The 19,128-nt window shown below is 66.8% G+C and carries 22 protein-coding genes; 10 read left to right on the top strand and 12 right to left on the bottom strand.

The features are described 5' to 3' along the window. Positions 1-158: 158 nt before the first annotated feature. Both AB0F17_RS07215 and AB0F17_RS07210 read left to right on the top strand, forming a co-directional pair. Positions 159-362 (top strand): hypothetical protein, encoded by a 204-nt coding sequence (locus AB0F17_RS07215; RefSeq protein ID WP_358017672.1) that lies wholly within the window; start codon positions 159-161, stop codon positions 360-362. Next, positions 362-568, top strand: a complete 207-nt coding sequence (locus AB0F17_RS07210) for a hypothetical protein (RefSeq protein WP_358017669.1) — start codon at positions 362-364, stop codon at positions 566-568. Before AB0F17_RS07215 ends, AB0F17_RS07210 begins: the two co-directional genes overlap by 1 nt. Before the next feature lie 109 nt (positions 569-677). On the opposite strand, the gene AB0F17_RS07205 is transcribed toward AB0F17_RS07210, so the two are convergent. After that, the gene (locus AB0F17_RS07205) at positions 678-2,177 is read right to left on the bottom strand and encodes a hypothetical protein (protein ID WP_358017666.1); all 1,500 of its coding nucleotides are present in this window, start codon (positions 2,175-2,177) and stop codon (positions 678-680) included. A 602-nt stretch (positions 2,178-2,779) separates the two neighbouring features. On the opposite strand from AB0F17_RS07205, the gene AB0F17_RS07200 reads away from it, so the two are divergent. Then, positions 2,780-2,911, top strand: coding sequence for a hypothetical protein (locus tag AB0F17_RS07200; RefSeq protein WP_358017663.1), 132 nt, complete (start codon positions 2,780-2,782; stop codon positions 2,909-2,911). Here the strand turns inward: AB0F17_RS07200 and AB0F17_RS07195 are convergent. After that, on the bottom strand, positions 2,908-3,096 hold the full coding sequence (locus tag AB0F17_RS07195) for a hypothetical protein (RefSeq protein ID WP_358017660.1): 189 nt from the start codon (positions 3,094-3,096) through the stop codon (positions 2,908-2,910). The two genes, AB0F17_RS07200 and AB0F17_RS07195, sit on opposite strands and share 4 nt — an antisense overlap. Before the next feature lie 44 nt (positions 3,097-3,140). Here AB0F17_RS07195 and AB0F17_RS07190 point away from each other — a divergent pair, with 44 nt between their 5' ends. The 3 genes from AB0F17_RS07190 to AB0F17_RS07180 all read left to right on the top strand — a co-directional run bounded on the left by AB0F17_RS07190 (position 3,141) and on the right by AB0F17_RS07180 (position 5,665). Beyond that, complete coding sequence (locus AB0F17_RS07190) at positions 3,141-4,040, top strand: TIGR03619 family F420-dependent LLM class oxidoreductase (RefSeq protein ID WP_358017657.1); 900 nt, start codon at positions 3,141-3,143, stop codon at positions 4,038-4,040. A 547-nt stretch (positions 4,041-4,587) separates the two neighbouring features. After that, a complete protein-coding gene (locus tag AB0F17_RS07185; RefSeq protein ID WP_358017654.1) occupies positions 4,588-5,067 on the top strand; it encodes a hypothetical protein in 480 nt (159 codons plus the stop codon). A 13-nt stretch (positions 5,068-5,080) separates the two neighbouring features. Then, complete coding sequence (locus AB0F17_RS07180; protein ID WP_358017652.1) at positions 5,081-5,665, top strand: hypothetical protein; 585 nt, start codon at positions 5,081-5,083, stop codon at positions 5,663-5,665. A gap of 157 nt (positions 5,666-5,822) precedes the next feature. Here AB0F17_RS07180 and folP read toward each other — a convergent pair whose 3' ends face one another. Next, complete coding sequence (folP, locus tag AB0F17_RS07175; protein WP_358017649.1) at positions 5,823-6,692, bottom strand: dihydropteroate synthase; 870 nt, start codon at positions 6,690-6,692, stop codon at positions 5,823-5,825. Between the two features lie 563 nt (positions 6,693-7,255). Here folP and AB0F17_RS07170 point away from each other — a divergent pair. Next, entirely contained in the window at positions 7,256-7,495 is a 240-nt protein-coding gene (locus AB0F17_RS07170; protein WP_358017646.1) for a hypothetical protein, read from the top strand. On the opposite strand, the gene AB0F17_RS07165 is transcribed toward AB0F17_RS07170, so the two are convergent. From AB0F17_RS07165 to AB0F17_RS07155, 3 genes are all read right to left on the bottom strand, one after another. Further along, positions 7,471-7,644, bottom strand: a complete 174-nt coding sequence (locus AB0F17_RS07165) for a hypothetical protein (protein WP_358017643.1) — start codon at positions 7,642-7,644, stop codon at positions 7,471-7,473. The genes AB0F17_RS07170 and AB0F17_RS07165 overlap by 25 nt on opposite strands. Before the next feature lie 92 nt (positions 7,645-7,736). Then, positions 7,737-8,708: an aldo/keto reductase gene (locus AB0F17_RS07160; protein ID WP_358017640.1), complete on the bottom strand. Its 972-nt coding sequence runs from the start codon at positions 8,706-8,708 to the stop codon at positions 7,737-7,739. A gap of 159 nt (positions 8,709-8,867) precedes the next feature. After that, positions 8,868-9,689, bottom strand: coding sequence for an alpha/beta hydrolase (locus AB0F17_RS07155; RefSeq protein WP_358017637.1), 822 nt, complete (start codon positions 9,687-9,689; stop codon positions 8,868-8,870). Positions 9,690-10,010: 321 nt separating this feature from the next. On the opposite strand from AB0F17_RS07155, the gene AB0F17_RS07150 reads away from it, so the two are divergent. After that, positions 10,011-10,643: a cysteine hydrolase gene (locus AB0F17_RS07150; RefSeq protein ID WP_358017634.1), complete on the top strand. Its 633-nt coding sequence runs from the start codon at positions 10,011-10,013 to the stop codon at positions 10,641-10,643. Between the two features lie 4 nt (positions 10,644-10,647). Here the strand turns inward: AB0F17_RS07150 and AB0F17_RS07145 are convergent, their stop codons facing one another. From AB0F17_RS07145 to AB0F17_RS07120, 6 genes are all read right to left on the bottom strand, one after another. Beyond that, positions 10,648-11,883 (bottom strand): ThiF family adenylyltransferase, encoded by a 1,236-nt coding sequence (locus tag AB0F17_RS07145; RefSeq protein WP_358017631.1) that lies wholly within the window; start codon positions 11,881-11,883, stop codon positions 10,648-10,650. After that, positions 11,876-12,073, bottom strand: coding sequence for a hypothetical protein (locus AB0F17_RS07140; protein ID WP_219534339.1), 198 nt, complete (start codon positions 12,071-12,073; stop codon positions 11,876-11,878). The genes AB0F17_RS07145 and AB0F17_RS07140 overlap by 8 nt, the downstream gene beginning before the upstream one ends. Before the next feature lie 26 nt (positions 12,074-12,099). Beyond that, positions 12,100-12,525, bottom strand: a complete 426-nt coding sequence (locus tag AB0F17_RS07135; protein ID WP_358017628.1) for a hypothetical protein — start codon at positions 12,523-12,525, stop codon at positions 12,100-12,102. A 40-nt stretch (positions 12,526-12,565) separates the two neighbouring features. Further along, positions 12,566-13,798 carry a hypothetical protein gene (locus AB0F17_RS07130; RefSeq protein WP_358017625.1) on the bottom strand — a complete coding sequence of 411 codons (1,233 nt, stop codon included), beginning with the start codon at positions 13,796-13,798 and terminating at the stop codon, positions 12,566-12,568. Further along, positions 13,795-14,907 carry a hypothetical protein gene (locus tag AB0F17_RS07125; protein WP_358017622.1) on the bottom strand — a complete coding sequence of 371 codons (1,113 nt, stop codon included), beginning with the start codon at positions 14,905-14,907 and terminating at the stop codon, positions 13,795-13,797. The genes AB0F17_RS07130 and AB0F17_RS07125 overlap by 4 nt, the downstream gene beginning before the upstream one ends. A 354-nt stretch (positions 14,908-15,261) precedes the next feature. Beyond that, positions 15,262-15,960: a hypothetical protein gene (locus AB0F17_RS07120; RefSeq protein ID WP_358017620.1), complete on the bottom strand. Its 699-nt coding sequence runs from the start codon at positions 15,958-15,960 to the stop codon at positions 15,262-15,264. Positions 15,961-16,148: 188 nt separating this feature from the next. Between AB0F17_RS07120 and AB0F17_RS07115 the strand changes: the two genes are divergently transcribed. Beyond that, on the top strand, positions 16,149-17,054 hold the full coding sequence (locus AB0F17_RS07115; protein ID WP_358017617.1) for a hypothetical protein: 906 nt from the start codon (positions 16,149-16,151) through the stop codon (positions 17,052-17,054). Positions 17,055-17,462: 408 nt separating this feature from the next. Then, positions 17,463-19,073 (top strand): hypothetical protein, encoded by a 1,611-nt coding sequence (locus tag AB0F17_RS07110; protein WP_358017614.1) that lies wholly within the window; start codon positions 17,463-17,465, stop codon positions 19,071-19,073. Positions 19,074-19,128: the final 55 nt, after the last annotated feature.

Below are 19,128 nucleotides of genomic sequence, written 5' to 3'. Positions count from 1 at the left end.
TTCGGCGTATGCCATCGTGTGCCAGTCGATGCCTGTGCGTGCCGCTGATCGCGGAATGCCCGCGAAATGATCTTGCTGCTCGACTTGGTCGCACCACGCGTTGAGCGCGGCCGGGATGAACTCCTGCCCGCCCTCGCCTTCCTGGTGGCAGCCCTGCGATGAGGCGGGCTCGGGTGTTCGGGGTGATGCGCGCGGGGATGAGCGTGAGCGAGTCCAGGTCGGCCGCAGAGGATGGCGACCTGTCCGTGATCTGGCACGACATCGGCCGCACCGACCGGATCCACCCGGACCAGGTCGAAAGAATCACCGATGAGGAGAAAGCGGCCTACATCGCCGCCTGGCCGTCCGAGGAGCGTGCCTGATGCCTCACCGCACACTCGGCAGCCACGCCCCCGGCGTCCGGATCATCGCCATGCACAACACCATGCCGCACCACGCCGAAGACCCACCCTTCGGCTCCTGGAACCTCCATCTGTACGATGACGGCAACCAGCACAAACTGACCATGACCGCCGAGACCGCCGACGACTTCGGCGACTTCATCGCCCGCCTCACCCACAGCCCCTGATTCACACACGTCAGGAGATCCACATGAGCGGCGACTCTCGTTACGGTGAGCCTCGGCGGCTGATCGTGTCGAGCGGGGTCGCCGGGGGGACGGCCTGGCGACGTGCGGCTCAGTCGCCCCGGCGGTAATCACCGCTCTCGAAGTATTCCAGCAGCCTGGGGCTGTGCGATCCCAGCGCCTCAGGGTGGACGAGCCAGAGGCTGAACGCCTCTGCGTACAGTTCGCCGTAGGACTTGTCTTTGCTGAAGAAGTTCGTCGTGTACTGCGTCAAATGGATTGTGAAGTTGTCGTTGAGGCCTTCGACGAAGTCGACGAGAGCCTGCTCCCGGCCGGTGACGACCCCCTTGGACTTGACGTATTTGTCGTCCCAGGCGGACATGCGGCTCTGCAGGTCGGCCCAGCGGTGGAGCTCGTAGCGGTAGATCAGCCAGGGCTCGTGGTCCAGTTTGCCCCGCATGGCGTCGGTCATGCGGGTGTACTGGTCGGCGTCGAACCGTCCCCTGATCATGTCCTTGGCGGACTTGTACCAGTCGGACAGCGTCGTGTACTCGGTCTGGAGCTCGTTGAGCAGGTCAAAGGCCGAGGTGGAGGTCTGGTCGTCCAGCATGATTCGCGCGGCCTGGGCAAAGTCCTTCATCTTGCCGCCCAGGTTCTCGCATTGGGTGATCTTCTGGCGCGCTTCGCTGCCCTTGGACGCGGCAAGGCGGTAGGTGTCCTCGGCGAGCTTCACCGCATCGAACGCGCCATTGAGGGTTTGGTACCGGAGTTGGCAGGCGTCTGTGATCGCTTCCGTCGATAGTGGAGAGTTCGGCGCGAAACCGTAGTTGAGGCTCCTCAGGGCGCGCTCGGCGATGTTGCGGGACTCGCTCCTGCGGACCAGGCTCTCGACCGCGTGGCCGACCTCGTGCAGGATGACCTGCACGCTCGGCGGGCGGGCGATCGAGGTGTCGCTGCCGCCGTAGAAGCCCTGGTCGTCGCTGCCGAACGCGGCGTCCGTCAGCGTGAGCGTGCCCAGGTCAGCCGAGGCCGACCCCACCGAGTGCTCGAACCTGCCCTGCGTGTGGGCCTTCTGCTCGTCGGCCACCAGCGTCTCGACCCGATCCACCTGGACCCCCCACAAGGCCTGCCGGTCATCGAGTGGGACGAGGGCCAGGGCGTGATAGAGCTTGGTCAGCTCCTCCGTGGTCCACCTACCGGAGATGCCCGCAAGCATGTAGTTGTTGATGAGCGTGTCGCTCAGGCCCTTGAAGGTGATGTTCAAGGCGGGGCCGCCGAGGGGGAGGCCGCGCCCGGCGAGGGTGGCCGTCCCGTTGAGCTGGTCGTCGTACTGGAGGATCACCTGCCCGAGGGCGGCGTCACCCCCTCCCGGGCGGATGGGCAGAAGCGCGTGGTGGGTCGTGCCGCGCCTGTCCTCCGTGCAGTAGTGAGCGAGGAGCCATAACAGGGCGGCGCGCTCCTCCGGGGTCGTGTCGCCCAGGCCGAGCCCGCGCTTCTTCAGCGGGCTACCGAGGATCTTGGCGAGGACCGTCTCAGTGTTGAGGTCGGACGGCAGCGTCACGCGGGGCAGGCCCGTGATCTCGTAGTTGATGTAGTTCTGGCAGGTCCGCATGGTGCAGTCCCTTCTCCTGGGCTCGTGGTTGCGCGGGCGCCGAGGCAGTTCACCGGGCTGGGACGGGGCGAACTCGTCCCACGGGTCGCCTGGTCCCGGGTTGACCCTAGTGTCGGCGCAGAAGGCGAGCTTGGCGATCCCTCAGGCGGCATTCAGGCCGACTGCAGGGTGTGGTTGACCCACCTGGCCGACCAGGGGATGTCGTCGTCGGCTGGTGTTCAGGGGGGTGACGCTCCACGACGCTTCGGCGAGGGGGAGGTGACATCCATGCCGTACCGCCGCACCTGGCCGAGGTGACCGACAGGCGGTTCGCGGACGCACTGGATCGCTTGTCGGACGCGTTCGACGGGGATGCCCGAGACAAGATCGCTTTCCCCCCCACGATCCTGCTGGATATCGCCGGGAAACGCCCGCTCGGCCATCGCTCTGCTGCGCGAGCAGGGCCGCGTCGAGATCGTGCATGCGAAAGGTACGTACGTCGTCGAGCGGGGGAATACCAGCGCGCCGGTGCCGCCGTCCCGCCGCTTGGCCGAGAATCTGCGCGAGACCATCACCTCCGGACAGCTCAAGCCCGGGGACCCGCTCCCTCCGAGCAGGCGCTGATGAAGGAGTACGGGCCGGCCGCCATCACCATCACGATCGCGCTCCGGAAACTGCGCGAAGAAGGGCTCATCCACCACATTCCCGGCTGCGGCCGGTTCGCCGACCCGGCGCGAGACCGGAAGGCGGATTAGCGAGACCGGGTCAACCGGCGGCTGGCGCGGGTGTAGCCGCGCACGTACTCCTCGTCGATCGGGCGCCGCTCCACAGGCCGGAGAATGGCGTGGACGGTGGCGGCAGCGGCGAGCTGCATGCACCCGGCCGCCGCGGCGAGCACGGCAGATGCTAGATCTTTAGAGCGTTCCTTTTCACAGGTCATAGGGTTATTCCTGGAGCGAACGAGGGTCGGTCAGACTAGATGGCATGAGAATAGGTTTCGCCGTGCCCCAGTCAGGGCCGTGGGCCACGCCTAGCAACATGCGCCGCGTCGCCGTCCGCGCCGAGGAACTGGGATACCACGAGCTCTGGACCTTCCAGCGGGTGCTCTATCCGGTGGGGCACCCGATGGGGCCGACATATCGCAGCGTGCACGACCCGCTCGTCACGCTCGCCTACCTGGCCGGGGCGACGAACACGATCAGGCTGGGCGTGGCGATCATCAACGCCTTCGTCCAGCCGGTGCTGCTGGCCAAGCAGCTCGCGACCCTGCAGACCGTCTCCATGGGCAGGCTGACGGCCGGGCTCGGGCTGGGGTGGCTGCCGGAGGAGTTCGAGGCGGCGGGCGTCGGCTTCGAGCACCGGGGGCGCCGGGGCGAGGAGTTCGTCCAGGTCCTGCGCAAGGCGTGGCAGGACGGGGTGGTCGAGCACCACGGGGAGTTCTACCAGGTGCCGCGCTCCCACATCGACCCCAAGCCGTCGCCAGTGCCCCCGATCCTGCTCGGCGGCACGGCCGACGTGGCACTGCGCCGGGCCGGGCGGCTCGCGGACGGCTGGATCAGCTCAAGCCGGGAGGACCTTTCGGCGGTCGCCGGACGGATCGAGTTGATCAAGTCGGCGGCTGTGGAGGCGGGCCGCCGCGACACCGAGGGGTTCCGCTTCGTCTGCCGGGGGGTTACCCGGGTACGCCCCGGCGGGGCTGAGGACCGGCAGCCGCTGACGGGGACCTTCGAGGAGATCAGGGCGGACGTGGGGGAGCTGGCGACGAGGGGCGTGACGGAGGTCTTCCACGACCTGAACTTCGACCCGGAGATCGTCACCTCCGACGCCAAGGAGGCGATGCGCCGCGCGGAGGAGGCGCTGGAGGCCCTGGCCCCCTCCGCCTAGGAAAGGCCACCGCCTGCCCGGCATTCCATCGGTCGCTTTCGTCGACGATTCGCGTGTTCGGTCCGTCTCGGGGGCGCCGGATGAACCGCAGACCGCCCGCCTGGCACAGTTCATAGACGGGACTACTGCACTTGCACGTCCACGCGAAGATGCACACCGCGTGGCCGCGCTCATATGGCACGTTCCACGCCAGTCGCTCGGCATGACCGAGCCCGCCGAGGACGCATGTGCGGACTCTCCGCAGGGAAGAATCACGCTTGATCAACCCTCCAGGACGCTCCGGTGCACCTCATTTCGCGCCCTCACCCCCATGCCTCTGAAATCCCGCTCAACCATCCTTGACACGTGATCATTCTGGCATTCATACTCCGTTAAAAGCGCTTCGATCATCTTTCCGATGCCTCTTCCTTCGATAGCCGGGCCTTGACTTCTCATCTCGATTGTCGGCCCCTTTTGTGTTCACGCACGGCACCCCCAGAACGCAAGGAGTGACGTCTCGAAAATGCATCCGGGAACGTTAGGACGTAACGCACGGCGAGGCTTTTTCGTGGTCCTCGCCGTCATGCTGGTGGGGACGGTGGGCATCTCGCCGGCATTCGCCCACTGGAACGGCACCGGCCAGGACATCGCCAGTATCCACATCTACCCCTACAGCTATAACGGCACCTGGCAGACGCCGATGAACAAGGCGTTGTCCAACTGGAACGCGACCTCGAGCCCCGCTAATTTCTACAAGAACTCGAATTCGGGTTCGACGATCACCGTGAAGTCCTACAGCAACACCTATTACGGGCACTATCAGAGGTGCGGCGGGATGTGCATGTACGTCCGGCTGAACTCCCGGACGATCAACAGGGACGCGTCGAACTTCTCGAACTTCGTCACGAGCACGTTGGTTCACGAGCTCGGGCACGCGTTGAACCTCGCGCACAACTCGGGCACCTCGATCATGAATTCGAGCAGGAACCGCAACTCGATGACCAAGCCCCAGTCGCACGATGTCGCCGACGTCAACGCCTACTACTAAAGGAGGCCGACCAGTGCTACGGCGTCTTGGCGCGCTTGTCTTCGCCGCGGTGTTCGTGACCGCATGCTCGGCACATGAGGAACCCGTCCTCTATCGAGCCGACTATCCCCAATACCAAAGCGCCGATGCGCTCTTCGACAAGGCGACCCTGGTCGTCGAAGCCCGCATCGTCGGCGAGCCTCGTTACCTCCAGGAACAGGCGGAAGCGCCCGATCCCGCAGAGACGGATCCGAACCTGAATCCCAACGCGGGAGCCCCGGCCGAGGTGGCCGCCGAGCCCGAGGCCCCGCCGACGGTCATCACCGTCTACACGGCCCAGGTGGTAAAGGTCTTCAAAGGTCAGGCCCAGGTAGGGCAGTCCATCGAGGTCAAGGAGCTCGGGGGGAACTTCGAAGGGGTGACTTATGCGGAGGAACACACCACTGCGATGAACCAGGACAGCGGCTACGTCCTGTTCCTGGAAACCTACCCTGACTCGCCCGCCGCACTGCTCAACCCCGTCCAGGCGAAGTATCCGCTGGACACCTCCAGCAATCCCGCGTCGCTGCCGGAGAACACCCTCAAGCTGACGCGTGCCGAACTGGAAACGATGTCTTAATTCGGAAATATCCAACCCCGAAAAGCCCGCCCTGCGCGGGCTCTTCGGCACGTCGGGGCGGGTTGGGCGCCGCACTGCGTGCCGTCAGCTCGCTCGACTCGCCGAACCCGCGCACCGGTCGCGCGCTTCAGAAAAATGTCCGCCAAGCCGCACAGATTTACGCCATACCGAGTACTGATTCCGCTGCCCTCATCGCGGCAACATTCCCTGCGACATCATGGACCCGCACGACCCTCGCACCCCGATAGACGCATGCCGTGTTCGCCGCAATCGTTCCGGCCTTCAGCGCTTCGCTACCCGGCTCCACCCCGAGGCTTTCCCGAATGAAATGCTTGTTGCTGCACGCCACGAGCACCGGATATCCAATTGCCGCAATCTCTCCCAGTCGGCGGGTTATCGTGTTCGAGTGCTCGGTGGTCTTGTTCAGGTCGTGCCCCGGATCGATGAAGATCTTCTCCGGTTTGATGCCGCATCCAACTGCGGTGTCCGCCCGTTGGCGAAGGAATTCCGTCACCTCGCTGAGGACATCATCATATTGGGGACTCGCCACCACTTCTCCCGGCCCGCCGATGCTGTGGGTAATGACAACGCTCATCCCCGTCTCGGCAATAAGGCTCGCCATCCCCGGCGAACGGAGCCCGTTCGTGTCATTGATCACGTCGGCACCCGCCTTGTAAGCCGCCTCCGCAACCTCCGGCAGGTGAGTGTCCACGCTGATCACGGCGTCACTCTTCTCCCGAATGCCCTTGATCACCGGCACCACTCGGTCTATCTCTTCCGCCCCCGACAACGGTGGCTGATCGGAGCGGAACGCCCGACCCCCTACGTCAAGCCATTCCGCGCCGTCCCGTAGCGCCCGCTCCGCCGTCTTGATCGCCCCACTGACCTCCATCGACCGATTCGGATCCAGGCCCGAGTTCGGCGTACGGTTCACAATTCCCATCACGACTATGTGCCGGGACAGGTCGAATTCTCGCCTCCCCACGCTCCGCACCGGCGCGATGAGCTTGGGGTGGTACACCTGCATGACGTTCAGCTCCGTCCAAAATGAATGATCCAGCGCAGCGCCAAGAAGAAGCTGATGGATCCCAGTCCGATCAAATTACGTTTGTTGCCGGATCGCAGTTTGAAGAAAGGTCGATCCGCCCGCTACCAAGAATCCGATCAAAGCCATGAAAAGGCCCAGCATACGCCGCATCAAGCGGATCGACATAGCCGCCACCGCATTGGGGACCCGACCGGTTGGCCACATCGCTCAGATGTAACAGGCGGACCTCTCGCGATCGCACTGTTCGGTTCCCGCCGCATCACGGCGGTGAGCGGGAGGTCGACGAGCATGGGGTGTGTCGTTCTGCGGCGTGGCCATGGTCGCGCGCCTGGAACCGCCGGCTCCCCTGGCCGGACGTGGCCTCGGTGGTGGCGTGGAGTGAGACGTTCCTTCACGGACGGGTGCGGTCTATGGGGCACGTCGCCATCCTGCCCACCCTTCGATGAAGATCGATATATGCCTGAATTTAATGATCAAGGGACGTTACCGTGGGGCCATCCGTATGGCGGCGCATGCGCCGCCCATCGAGGAAGGACGATGTCTTGCGACAGAAAGCCGCACGGTTCGGCGTGACCCTGGCGATGGCCGGCGCCCTCGTCGCCGGCGCTCTCGGCGCCGCCACCCCGGCCAGTGCCACGGCGTCGGGCTGGACCGCGTACCAGGGCTTCCGGACGCTTGAGAACTGCGTCAAGGTGGGAACCGCCAAGCTCATCATGGAAAACTACAAAGAGTACGACTGCCGCTGGGACAGCCCGTTCTACATGCTCTGGCTGAGGAAGTAGCCGCGGGCGCGGTCAGGTGTTCCGCTCGCTGAGCCGGCACGCAGGAAACGGACGCCGTACCCGGTCGCGCCCCGCGTGAGCTTGGTGTCGCCGCAGCCGGCGTGGTCCGGCGCGGCGTCGCCGAGCCGCGCCGATGATGGCAGCGGCACGACCTCGCACGCATCCGTGACCAGCCGAACCCCCTACGAGTCAGCGCGAAAAGTTCGCAACCCAGCCACGAACAGTCCTTGCAACAGAGCGATCACTGCCATTGCAGCGACCCTCGTGTCGTCCAGTACGTCTGGGGGCTCTCGGTCAGTGCGGCCAGGCGCTCGTCCAGTTCGGTATCCCAGTCGACGCGGGTCGCGGTCAGGTTGCTGCTGAACTGATCCACCGAGGCGGCCCCGCTGAGCACCACACCGGCCCACGGTTGGGCGAGAATGGCGGCCAAGGCCAGGGCGTCCGGCGTGACGCCGCCTTCCCGGGCGGCACGGGCGAGCGCGGCAGGCGCGGCGTGGGAGGTCAGGCGGCCGTTCGCCACACCCTCCTTGACGATCACACCCAGACCGGAACGGTGTGCCTGGGCCAGGGCAGGGCCGGCGGATCGCTCCAACAGGTTCCAGGTGGCCTGGACCGTGTCGAACAGCCCGATCTCGACCGCCCGATCGATGGTGTCCGCCTGGTGCGGGCCGGTCGTGGACAGGCCGACCGCGACGCCTCCGGCGCGCAACTCGTGTAGCTCGGCCAGGACGTCCTCGTCGCCGAGCACGCCGCTTTCGTCGGTGGCCGAGTGAATCTGGTAGAGCGACAGGTGCTCGCCCAGCAGCGCTCGGGTCTGGTCCAGCTGGTGCCGCAGCCGGTCAGCGGACAGCTCCTTCACCTCGTGCCGGTCGGCGTCCATCTGCCAGTCGCCGACGTACGCGTACCCCCATTTCGACCCCACAGTGACGGTCCCGGGCGCGATGGCGCGCTCACGCAGCCAGCCGCCGAGGAACTCCTCGGCTCTGCCGTAGGAGCGGGCCACGTCGAAGTACCGTACGCCGGCCGCCAGCGCCGCATCCAGCACCGCCCAGGTCCGCGCCCGCATCGCGGCGACGCTGCGATCATCGCCGAGGTCCTCCTCCCGGCCGAGTGTGATGTACGCCGGCCGGCCCAGCGCGGCCAACCCGATCCCCACCGGCGTGACCGGCAACCCGATCCGGCCCATCGGTCGCACAGCCAGCTCATCACGCATCGCGGCGCCTCTGCTTTCTCAGTCGATACCGTCCGTCCACCACATGCTTACCGGGTCCCGCGCTGTGATCGGGATCAGGTACCGCCGTTTCGGTAGCTGGAATGAACGCGCAGGCGCTTCAGAGTCGCGGTTTGGTCTGCCCCGGTACCGCTCGCGCGCTCATCTGTGGATCAGGGCGGCGATGTCGTCGAACAGCCGCTTCTGGGCGGCGGCCGCTTCGGGGGAGGTCAGGTCCATGCCCTGGATGAAGCCGTGCTGCAGGCCGGGTTCTGGGCGGTGCACCACATGCGCTCCGGTCTGTGCCAGTCGATGGGCGTAAGCGTCGCCTTCGTCGCGCAGCGCATCGTGTTCGGCGGTCACGATGAGGGTGTCGGGCATGCCGTACAGGTCTGGTGCCAGCAGTGGGCTGGCGGGCGCGCGGTCGGTGAGATCCGGCGTCCAGCACGTGATGGCCCAGGCGAGGAAGTCGGCGTCGAGCGCGTGACCGGTGCCCTTGTCGAGGACGCTGGGCTGCGAGAGCGTCAGGTCGGTGTTGGGGCAGATCAGGATCTGCAGGCCGGGCAGGGGATCGCCGGCGTCGCGCAGTCGCAGGCACGCCATGGTGGCCAGGTAGCCGCCCGAGCTGTCGCCCGCTACCGCCGCCGGGCGTGCCCAGCGCAGTACGGCGGCCACGTCATCGATGGCCGCGGGGCAGGGATGCTCGGGCGCGAGCCGGTAGTCGACGGCCAGCACCTCGACGTCGCAGGTGTCGGCGATGCGCCGGCAGGTGCGGTCGTGGGTGTCGAGGTCGCCGAGGATGAAGGCGCCGCCGTGCGCGAACACCACCAGCGGCCGTTGCTGCTCGGCCGGCCGGTAGTGGCGCAGCGGGATGCCGTTCGGACCGCGGAGGTCTTCCACATGGCTCAGCGCAGGTCCCTTGGGCCGGTCGGCGACTCGCCGACGCGAGCTTTCGCGGAGTTCTGCCACGTTTGGGGTGGTCATGGAGCGTCTCGTTCGTTCGGGGCTGACGGGGATCAAGACTAGTGGGAAACCGCTGCCCATCCTCAGATCGGTCATAAGCGTGCAGAACGCCCACCCGCTAACCGTTCGATCTCCCGAGGGCCAGCTCCGTGAACAACTCCTGGTTGTTTCTGGCGGCGTGTCGGTTGTTGGACACCGCGCGACAGGCTCCGCTTTGATGAGCGCCGCCAAGGGACTCCAAGACAACCGCAAGGAGTTTGCCGAACCCGTCCCGGCAAGGCGTAGCCGGTCCCCGGTACGCGTTCTCACATGCCAGAGCACCCTCATCACCCAAGGACAGACATGACCGTCACCACCCCGGCGCTGAACCCTCGGACAACCGCACTGCTCGTCATGGACTACCAGCCGACAATCCTGGCCTCGCTCCCCGAGTCGGCCAGCCCTGTAGCGCTGCTGTCACGGGTAGCGGGCGCCATCGCCGACATGCGAGCGCACGGTGCCGCCATCGCCCACGTGCGGGTCGGCTTCACCGAAGCCGACTGGGCGGCGATACCGCCGGCCAACAAGACCTTCTCCTTCATCGGCCGGCAGCGCCTCATGCACCACGAGGATCCCGCCACCGCCTTTCACGATCAGCTCGCCCCCGAGCCCGGTGACATCACAGTCCGCAAGACCCGGTACGGCGCGCTGTCCACGACAGACCTCGACCGGCAACTGCGGGAACGCGGAATCACCACCCTGGTCATCGCCGGCATCACCACCAGCGGCGTCGTTCTGTCCACCGTCATCGACGCCGCCGACCGCGACTACCAGCTCTACATCCTGTCCGACGGCGTCGCCGACCCGGACCCGCAAGCCCACCACACCCTGATGACCAGCGTTTTCCCGAGACTGGCCCACGTCATCGACACCGCCGAACTGCGCTCATTCCTGCACGAGAGCCGTTCCGGGCAGGCAGCGGCCGGCAGGGCATGACCGGTCAGGCCGGTTCGGGGCCGCCGAAGTACTCGTCGTCTTCCGATTTGACCGCGCCGGAGCCGGCCGCGCAGACCGCGCAGTCTTCGAGCTGGTCGAGGAGGACTCCGTACCAGCGGAGCACGCTCTGCCCGTCGACGGACACCCCCATCGGCTCGAGTCCCGCGTGGGCCAGCTCCCGGCGGTTGATCCACTGGTGGATCGGGGCGACCAGGTCGGCGCCGAGGGTCGCGAAGGCGGGTGACTCGCCGTCGAGCAGCTCCAGCAACGCCAGCTTGACCATGTGGAGGGCGATGGGGACGATGTCGGTGGACAGGCCGGGCTGCGGGGCCACTGCGCGGTCGGTGTAGGAGACGCGCGCGGCGTCCTCCGCGCTGCTGATCTCGTTGTCGGCGGCCTGTTCGGGGAGCGCCTGTACGAAGCACTGGTAACAGGGCGTCAGACCAGGGATGACCCGCTGCACGATGCCGCCGTACGCGCGACGGTAGACACCCCCGAGGATCAGCGGAAGTCCCTCTTGCAGGCACATCCGGTTGATCAGCAGCCGGCTCTCCCGGGTATCGGTCGCGCAGATCACCAGATCCGCCTCGACGTACTTGATCAGGTCCTTGACCTGCTGGCGGGTCTCGCCGTTCAGATGCAGGCCGCTGGTGAAGACCCGCGCGGCAGGATGGTGCTGATGTACGACGTCGCGCATGGCGTTGGCCTTCAGCCGGCCGACGTCCGCGAGCCCGCACTCGTGCCGCGAGACGTTCCCCACCTCGAGCCGGTCGTGGTCGAGGAGCAGGAAGCGGCCGACTCCGGCTTTGGCGAGTTCGCGCACGATGAAGCTGCCGCCGGAGCCCAAGCCGAGCACCGCGACGGACTTCTTCCGGAGCACGTCGGTCTCGAAGATGCCGTGCACTCGCTCGAAGGCGTCCGCGGCGGCGGGGACCACGGAGGCCCCGATCCGTTCCCCCAGCGGGCCGCCCAAGCCGGACGTGCGATGCGCGCGGATGCCGTCGTCGTCGGTCCAGCACGCGATCAGCGGGCCGGGCTCGTCGAGGACCCAGTCGTCCGCGGGCTGTTCCGGAAGCACCAGAACGTCGTTGCCGGCCGGTCCCTCGACGGTTGCCAGGTCGCCCTGGTCGCGCAGGCGCATGCCCAGCTTCATCGGGCCGGGCGTCGCGACTCTCGCGATGACGGCGAGCGCGCTGTCGGTGAACACCACATGGTGGGGCACGTTCGGCTGGTCAGTCATGAGCGAAAGCCTTCATGTCCTCGGCGGACACGTTCGGGATCTGGTCGCCGGGCCGGTCGCCGACCGAGCGCACTTCGAACTTGCCGGTCTGCGGGTTGAGCACCATCCGCTTGCCGGACGGCGGGTTTCCCCCCGATGCCTTCATCTGTTCCATGAACGCCCGGATGTCGTTGTGTTTATCCGTGGCCATGGGGGCCTCCTGCGGTTTCGGTTCTTTCACGCGTCTATGAGAAAACTCTTGATCGGCTGGCCGTCTTGCAGATGGCATTCATACGCGACGATCCACAGCAGGCCTTTCTCGATTATCTTCAGCATCGAGTGCTCGACCGACCAGTGCTCAGGGCGATAGGTGCAGATCTTCACCCAGCCGGGCTGATCGGTCTTCCAGGTGTGCATATCGTGGCTGGTGCCATAAGACTCGACCGTCCGCCACCCCATATAGCCCTGCAACGGGCTGGGATAGCTGATGTAGGTGCTCGGGCACTCATCCGGGTAGCCGGGCGGGACGGTGATCATCACCCCGTAGCCGTTGCCCATGTTGCTCGTCCAGTAACCGCTGACATATGTGCGGCCGGTCGGCTCATAGAAGCTGAAGGACGGGAAGTACGTCCGCAGCCCATTCGAGTCTTCGACGAGTCGCATCCTCTGGTAGTAATCCCAGGCCACAGTTCCCCCCTAGAATTCAAGGAAGCTTCTCCAGAAGCAGGACTCCCCATTTCAGCGGAACGCGCAGGTCGTAAATCTCCGCCCGCTGCCGCGCGTGCCATTCCACGACCTCGTGCGACTTCCCGCGGACCACCGCGACCCTGCACTCGGCGGTGACAGCGCGTTCGCCGTCCCAGGCGGCGAAGAGGAGGAGGCGTGTCGCGCGGCCGGGAATTCTCACGATCAAGGCGATGCGATCCGCATGGATCACCTTGACCTCGACGTCGTAACGGCCGGCCAGCGACTGCACGGCGGGCTCGATGTACTGGGTGACGTAGTCGGGCAGATCAGGGATCGGCAGGAGCAGGATCCGGCCTCCCGAGGGTTGCGACGGCTTCGCGGGAGCCGCTGGGAGGTCCGCCGCCTCTCGCGGTCGCTCAGCACGCGGTCGCTCCAGATCGTCCGGCCGCTTCTCGACGACCGCCGAGCTCTCGGCAAGCTCCTCGGCTGCCGGCTTGGCGTCCGGTGCCTCCGGTGATTCGTCGGCGCGATGGTCGTCGGCGACCTCGTCGCCGGAGTCCGACCGTACGCCCGAGACGAAGCGCCGCCACCCGGACACTGCCGACGCGGCGGACCCGGCAAGCCGGTAGGACTCCTCCGGGAGCCGCGAAGCGGGCCGCATGGCCGTGCTGAGGCTGGGTCTGTCCACGAGCCCGCCCACGAGCTTGGCGAGGGTGCCGCGCAGCGGGCTCTCCCCGGGGAGCACGTGGAAGAAGGTCTCCGCCCTGGTGAGGTTACGGGCGTCCAGATAGAAGAAGGGCGTGAGCTGGACGCGGTAGTCGCTCCCGGGCCGGCCCCTGCCATGCCGGGAATGCGATGTTTCCCTGCTGACGAAGTTGGCGAGTATCTCGGTGTACTGCGGACGGTGATATTTCTGCGCGTACCTGCGAGTGCGCTCACGGTCGCCACTGCTCGGTTCCATCAGGTCGATCCAATGGTGTGAGTGCCACATGCCGATGCACTGGACCCCGAACCCGTCCCAGGCGACCTGCTCGAGCGCACGGGTCACCTGCGGGTCGAGTTCCAGTGAGGTCTGTCGTTTCAGGACCTCGCCCGCCGGACGCGTCGCGAGGAAGACCGTCGGTCCGCCGCCGTGGCCGAAGAGGCCGAAGAGGCTGCCACCGGTCTCCAGCTCATGATGGTCCAACGTCTCGTCAGTGATCACCGCGAGCTCGGACTCGTAGATGCGGACCACGAAATGCTCGCTCATCCGAGCACCTCCACGATGTCCAGCAGGGTTCGCTCCGGTGACCAGATGGACGAGTCGAGTTCGAGGTGCTCCGGACCGGTGTCCTCCACATAGAAGACGTCGGGCGGGGTGGCGGGGAAGCCGGCGTCGAGCACGAAGGAGACCCCCAGGTCGTTCGTCGAGACGATCAGCGCCACGCGATCTCGATCGAGCTCCAGGGTCTCCACGGTGAAGCCTCGTCGCTCGAGTTCCATGACCTCCATCTCGACCCGGCAGGCGAACACGTCCTGGGCGCCGTAGACCGAGGCTTCGGGCAGGGGAGGAGCCGGTTGGGCGCCGACGGCCCGAGCCGGCACGGGACCGATGAAGAGCCCGGCCGCGTCCGGGCGCAGGCTCACCGCGGCGCCGCGAAGCTGCCAGTAGATCTCCACGCAGGTCAGGACGAACCAGGCCACGATGGCCGCGACGATCTGCTCGTCCGGGTAGTCCAGCTCGGTCATGTTGACGTACTGCCAGACAGGCAGCGCGCCCTCGCCGGACTGACCCGTGGTCGTCCGGTCGCCCCAGCCGAAGCACGCGATCCGGATCGGGAAGCCCGTCAGACCGTCGACCGTCGGGAAGAGAGAGCTCAGGTACGCGAACGCGTTGAGATGATCGCCGTCGCCTTCGAAGTAGACGAGCACCGCCGGGTGCGAGGGGAACTCCAGGGCACTGATCTCCGCGGCGCCCGTCGAGCCCTCGATCAGCCGGCTCACCCCGCCGTCGCTGACGAACGCCCCTGTGTGCAGCGCGGCGTGCCGGGAGAAGTCCGGGATCTGGCGTAGCGCGTCGTGGACCAGGCCGGTGACCCGCCCACTCGTGCCGCCGGCGAAGCTCATCGGAGAGATCAGCACCGCCGGCCGCGGGTCGGTGGTCATCGAGCGCAGCCGCCCGATCGTGCCCAGGGGATAGCGGGCGTTCAAGCTTTTGTAACGTTCCAGGAGTAACTGCCGCCGGTGCTCTTCGTCCAGGTAGGCCATCCGCGCGGCATGCCGCCGTTCGTCGGCGACTCGGCTCAGCCGGTCTTGGTGGTTCAGCGTACGGATGACGCCACGGGTGCGTAGTTCGTCGCCGATGAGTTCCGGAATCAAGTTGACGAAGCCACTGATAAGAGATCCACCGATGAGACTCAGAAACCACTCCACGCCCCATGCCCCCCTGTTACCTCTATAACGGGATTCCCCAGGTCCCGCGAACAGGGGGCCATCATAAACCGCTATGGCCGGAGAATCATGCAATATTACGTCTTTGGCCGCATATTCCAAGATCCTCTAAGTCGAAAGGGCTTTCACCTGATCGGGTCTGTTTCTTGAGAGAGCGAATGGCTCCTATGGGCGGATTGTCAACAAGCTAGCCGCTACGGAAGAATGCCGTGATTGTTATAAATTGCCCGAAATGTGCGCCATTATTCGGCCGGTGGGATTTCTTGGCCGCCGCCGACGGCGTCAGGCCACCGTGCAGCCGACCTTGACCTGGTACCTGTCCGACCAGCGCCCGGACAGCCCGTCCTGCGCCTGGGCGTAGGCGAGGAAGCCGTCGGTGCTCCCGAGCTTCTGGCAGTCGATGACCCCCGTCTTCGCGCTGAAGCTGCCTCCGGCGATTCCCTTGTGGCCGGCGGCCTTCGCCGTGCCCTGCCAGATGATCTGGTGGTTGGGCCGGTAGATGTACAGCTTGGTGGTGCCGTAGTTGAAATGGTCGCCCTTGATCATGATCTTTGGGAGGTCGGAGTCCGAGAGTACGGGCTTGCCGGGTTCCACGGGGTCGACGTACGAGGTGACCGTCAACCGGGTGGTCACCCAGCGGGTGGAAGCCTGAGCGTTGTCCGTGGCGGTCCGCCACTGTACGGCCGGCGTCACGCAGACCTCGTCTCCGGCGAAGGCCCTGCGCCACACGTAGCCGGCGACGCAGGTGTGCGGACCTTGGTCACCGGAGATCCAGCGGCGGGTTGCGGCCGCGTTGTCGGCGGCGGCCTGGGACCGGGCGCTCGCCCTGACGCAGACGTAGTCGGTGGGTCCGGCCTGGCGCCAGACGTAGCCGTCGAGGCAGTAGTCCGGGCCGGCGGCCGCGGATGCCGTGGTGGCGGGGACGACGGTGGCCAGGCCCGCGACGGCGGTGACCGTGAGACCGAGCAGGGTGCGCTTCATCGGGTGCTCCTAGATACGAGGGGTCCCGGTAAGGACAATTCATCCGGACCCTGTGCATCAATGAATAAGCGACCTCCTTTGCAGGATCATTGGCGGGCACTCAACGATCGCTCGCAAGTCAGGTTTTGTGCGGCTATGGTGCGCCCTACCCGAGTTGATCTAGATCGTAGGGGCGCACGATGATGAACGTGAGCGAGCCCGACTGGGCGTACGTGGCCAGGTCCCTTTTCAAGGTCCTGGCCGTTACCGCGGCGCTGTTCCTGGTCCTCAGCGTGGCTGAGCGGGTTCTGTGGCTGTTCGTCGACTTCGATGACGGGCGGATGGCCAAGGTGTACGGCACGGCCGCCCGCCTCGCGAACCCGGACAAGCGCCTGCTGGACGGTTACAGCAATGGCGGGGGACTGCGGGACACGACCTACACGCTGTGGGGGGAGCCGCGCAGGGCCGGTCCCGGCGGGGGCGGGACGGAGTACACAATCGTGGAGAACTTATTCGGCGCCGTCCGGGCCCCCTCCCTCGATGGGCCGTCCGGCAGCCTGGCCGACGCGATCGCTTCCGTGGAGGAGGAGGCCGACGTCGACGAAGTGGTGACGGAGAAGGCCCGGAAGGCCATCGACGGGCTTCCCCAGACGCTCGACGCCGTCGCGGTCGTGGAGTTCGCGGACTCGATGACCACCGAGCGGCTCGTCGCCTTCAACCGGAGGCACAAGATCTGCGGAGGGGCGGACGTCTCCTACATGTACTCCCTGTCCTACTACGACTCCAGCGACCCGCCCTCGGCGAACGCGATCGTCTGGAACCGCGACATGGTCGAGGACGACTTCTCCGCGGATATCACCTACCAGTGCGAGACCGAGCCCGCGGCGGCGCTGGCGGAGTTCCGCCGGTGGGTCGGGCTGCTTGGCGAGGGAGACGACCTCAAGGAGTTCGGTCTGCACTACGAGTGGCTCGCCGACCATGCCGAGGAGGGCGTCGTGCACGGGCTCGTCGTCGACGGCTGGAAACTCGCCGACCTGCGCAAGCTCCTCGACGACCCGGAGGTGCGGACGGTTCATCTCGCCGACGTCGCCTTCGACCTCGGCGAGGTCGGGTAGCGATCTCCAGGCCACTTTCGACGACCTGGGCAGGAAGATCACTGAAGCGCGAACCCGCCATGATCGCCTGCATGGCGACCACATTCTTGTCGATCCCGACAAATATCATGATATATGGCCGAACGCAGTTACGATCTTACTTACCGTAGACTATCGTGACCTTCTGGAAATTCCGGTTTCCCGTTTGTCCATCGTTCCGCTGAGACCGAGGATGCCCATGTCGTCTGGCCCCGCCATGCCTCAGTCCGCATCGCATCAGGCACTCCACCGTGCCGGCGTCGCGGAAGGGCGCGCGTCACGCCGACGCGGTCCCAGCCGGCCGCTGCGCGAGACCCCCACGCGCCGCTAGCGCAGGCTCTCCGGCGGTCAATAGCCCTCCTCCGGTTTTCCCCCGACCCCAGGATCGTCATGCTGCAAGACTCCTTCAGCGTCCCCATAATGATCGGCGCCGCCGTTCTCGCCCTCGCCCTCGTGGGCGTCCTGACCCTCCACCTGCGTGTACGCCGTGACCTCACTCAGACCCGTGGGCAGCTCGTTCAGGCCCGCCGGGCCCAAGAGCACCTGACGGGCGAGTCCGGTGCCAGGGACCAGCGCCTGGTGCGCGCGGAGCACCAGGCCAAGGAGAGCACGGAGTTGCTGCGCGAGGCACGCGCCCAGCAGGACCTCGTACGCGCCGAGACCGAGTACCTGCTCTCGACGCGGATCCCCGCCCTGCTGTCGCACCTGCGCGCCCCGCACGTGATCGTGCCCGGCGTACAGAACCCGGCGCTCGCCGGCACGAACGTCGAAAGGCTGCACCGCGCCATCCTCGACACGCTCACCCGCGGCGTCCGCGAGGAGGGCGAGCGCATCGACGAGGCGGCCCAGGCGGTCGTCAGAGGCGCGATCTCCCGCGTGCAGACCCAGGCGCTACGCGCCCAGGACCTGCTCGCGGACGTGCAACGGCGCTACAGCGGCGATGAGCACACCACGCTGCTGCGCGAGGTGCTGGGGCTCGACATGTTCAACGAACTCATCATCCGTCGCGTGCAGGCCACCGGCATCGCCTGCGGCGCCACGCCCGGCCTGTCGCGTGACGACACCTATCTGGTGGACCTCATGGTGGGCGCCATCTCACGGGTGGAGAACTTCGAGCAGCGCATCGAGGGCCCGGCCAACCACCTGCGCCGCCGGATCGGGGTCGCCGCCCGCGCGGCGGAGTCGATCCTGTTCACCACCGCCGAGTTGCTGGCCAACGCGGTCCACCACTCCCACGGCACGCTGAAGGTGACCATCGCCGTGCACGAGACCAACAACGGTGCCGCCATCGTCATCGACGACGCCGGCGTCGGCCTCAACGAGGAGCAGTACGCCCGCGCGACCCGCCTGCTGAGCGGCACCCACCCGGTCCGCCTGGTCGACTTGGGCAACCCGCCCCGCACCGGCTGGGCTGCGATCGGCCGCCAGGTCGCGCACTACGGCATGCAGGTCACGATCAAGAAGAGCGCCTTCGGCGGCGTCCAGGCCGTGCTGAGCATTCCGGCGGCCCTGCTGGTGGAGATGCCCGAGGACAGCAGGCCGTCGGTGCTGGCCCCCGAGCCGGTCCGCGCCAGCGTCCCGACCGCCGCCACGGTCATCCGATCGGAGCCCGCGGCCGCCTTCCGACCGGAGCCCGTCGCCTCCTCCGTACGGCCCGAGCCCGCGGAAGCGCGTCGACCGGAGCCCGTCGCCTCCTCCGTACGGCCCGAGCTCACGGAAGCGCGTCGTCCGGAACCCGTGACGGGGCCCCAGCAACGGCATGACCAGACGGAGGATCTGGCGCCGCTGCCGCAGCGCCGACGCCAGCCGACGCGTGCCGCGTCCGGCTCCAGGCCCACCGGCGGACCGGGCGGCTCCGGTGGTTCTGACGGCTCGGGCGGAAAGGCGCTCACCACTCCGGAAGAGGCCCAGAAGCGGTGGGGAGACTTCCAGGTCGGAGCCGAAGCGGGCCGCCGCGAAGCGCTCCCGCCGCAGCAGCATGACATCACCGAAGGGAATTGACCGTTCCATGGACACCCACAGTGCTTCCGGTCGTGTTCAGACCAAGGGGCGCCCG

The sequence above is a fragment of the Nonomuraea sp. NPDC026600 genome (assembly GCF_040638335.1).
GTDB lineage: Bacteria > Actinomycetota > Actinomycetes > Streptosporangiales > Streptosporangiaceae > Nonomuraea.
The sequence above is the reverse complement of the archived record's forward strand: the minus strand, read 5'-3'. Positions and strand labels throughout refer to the sequence as shown.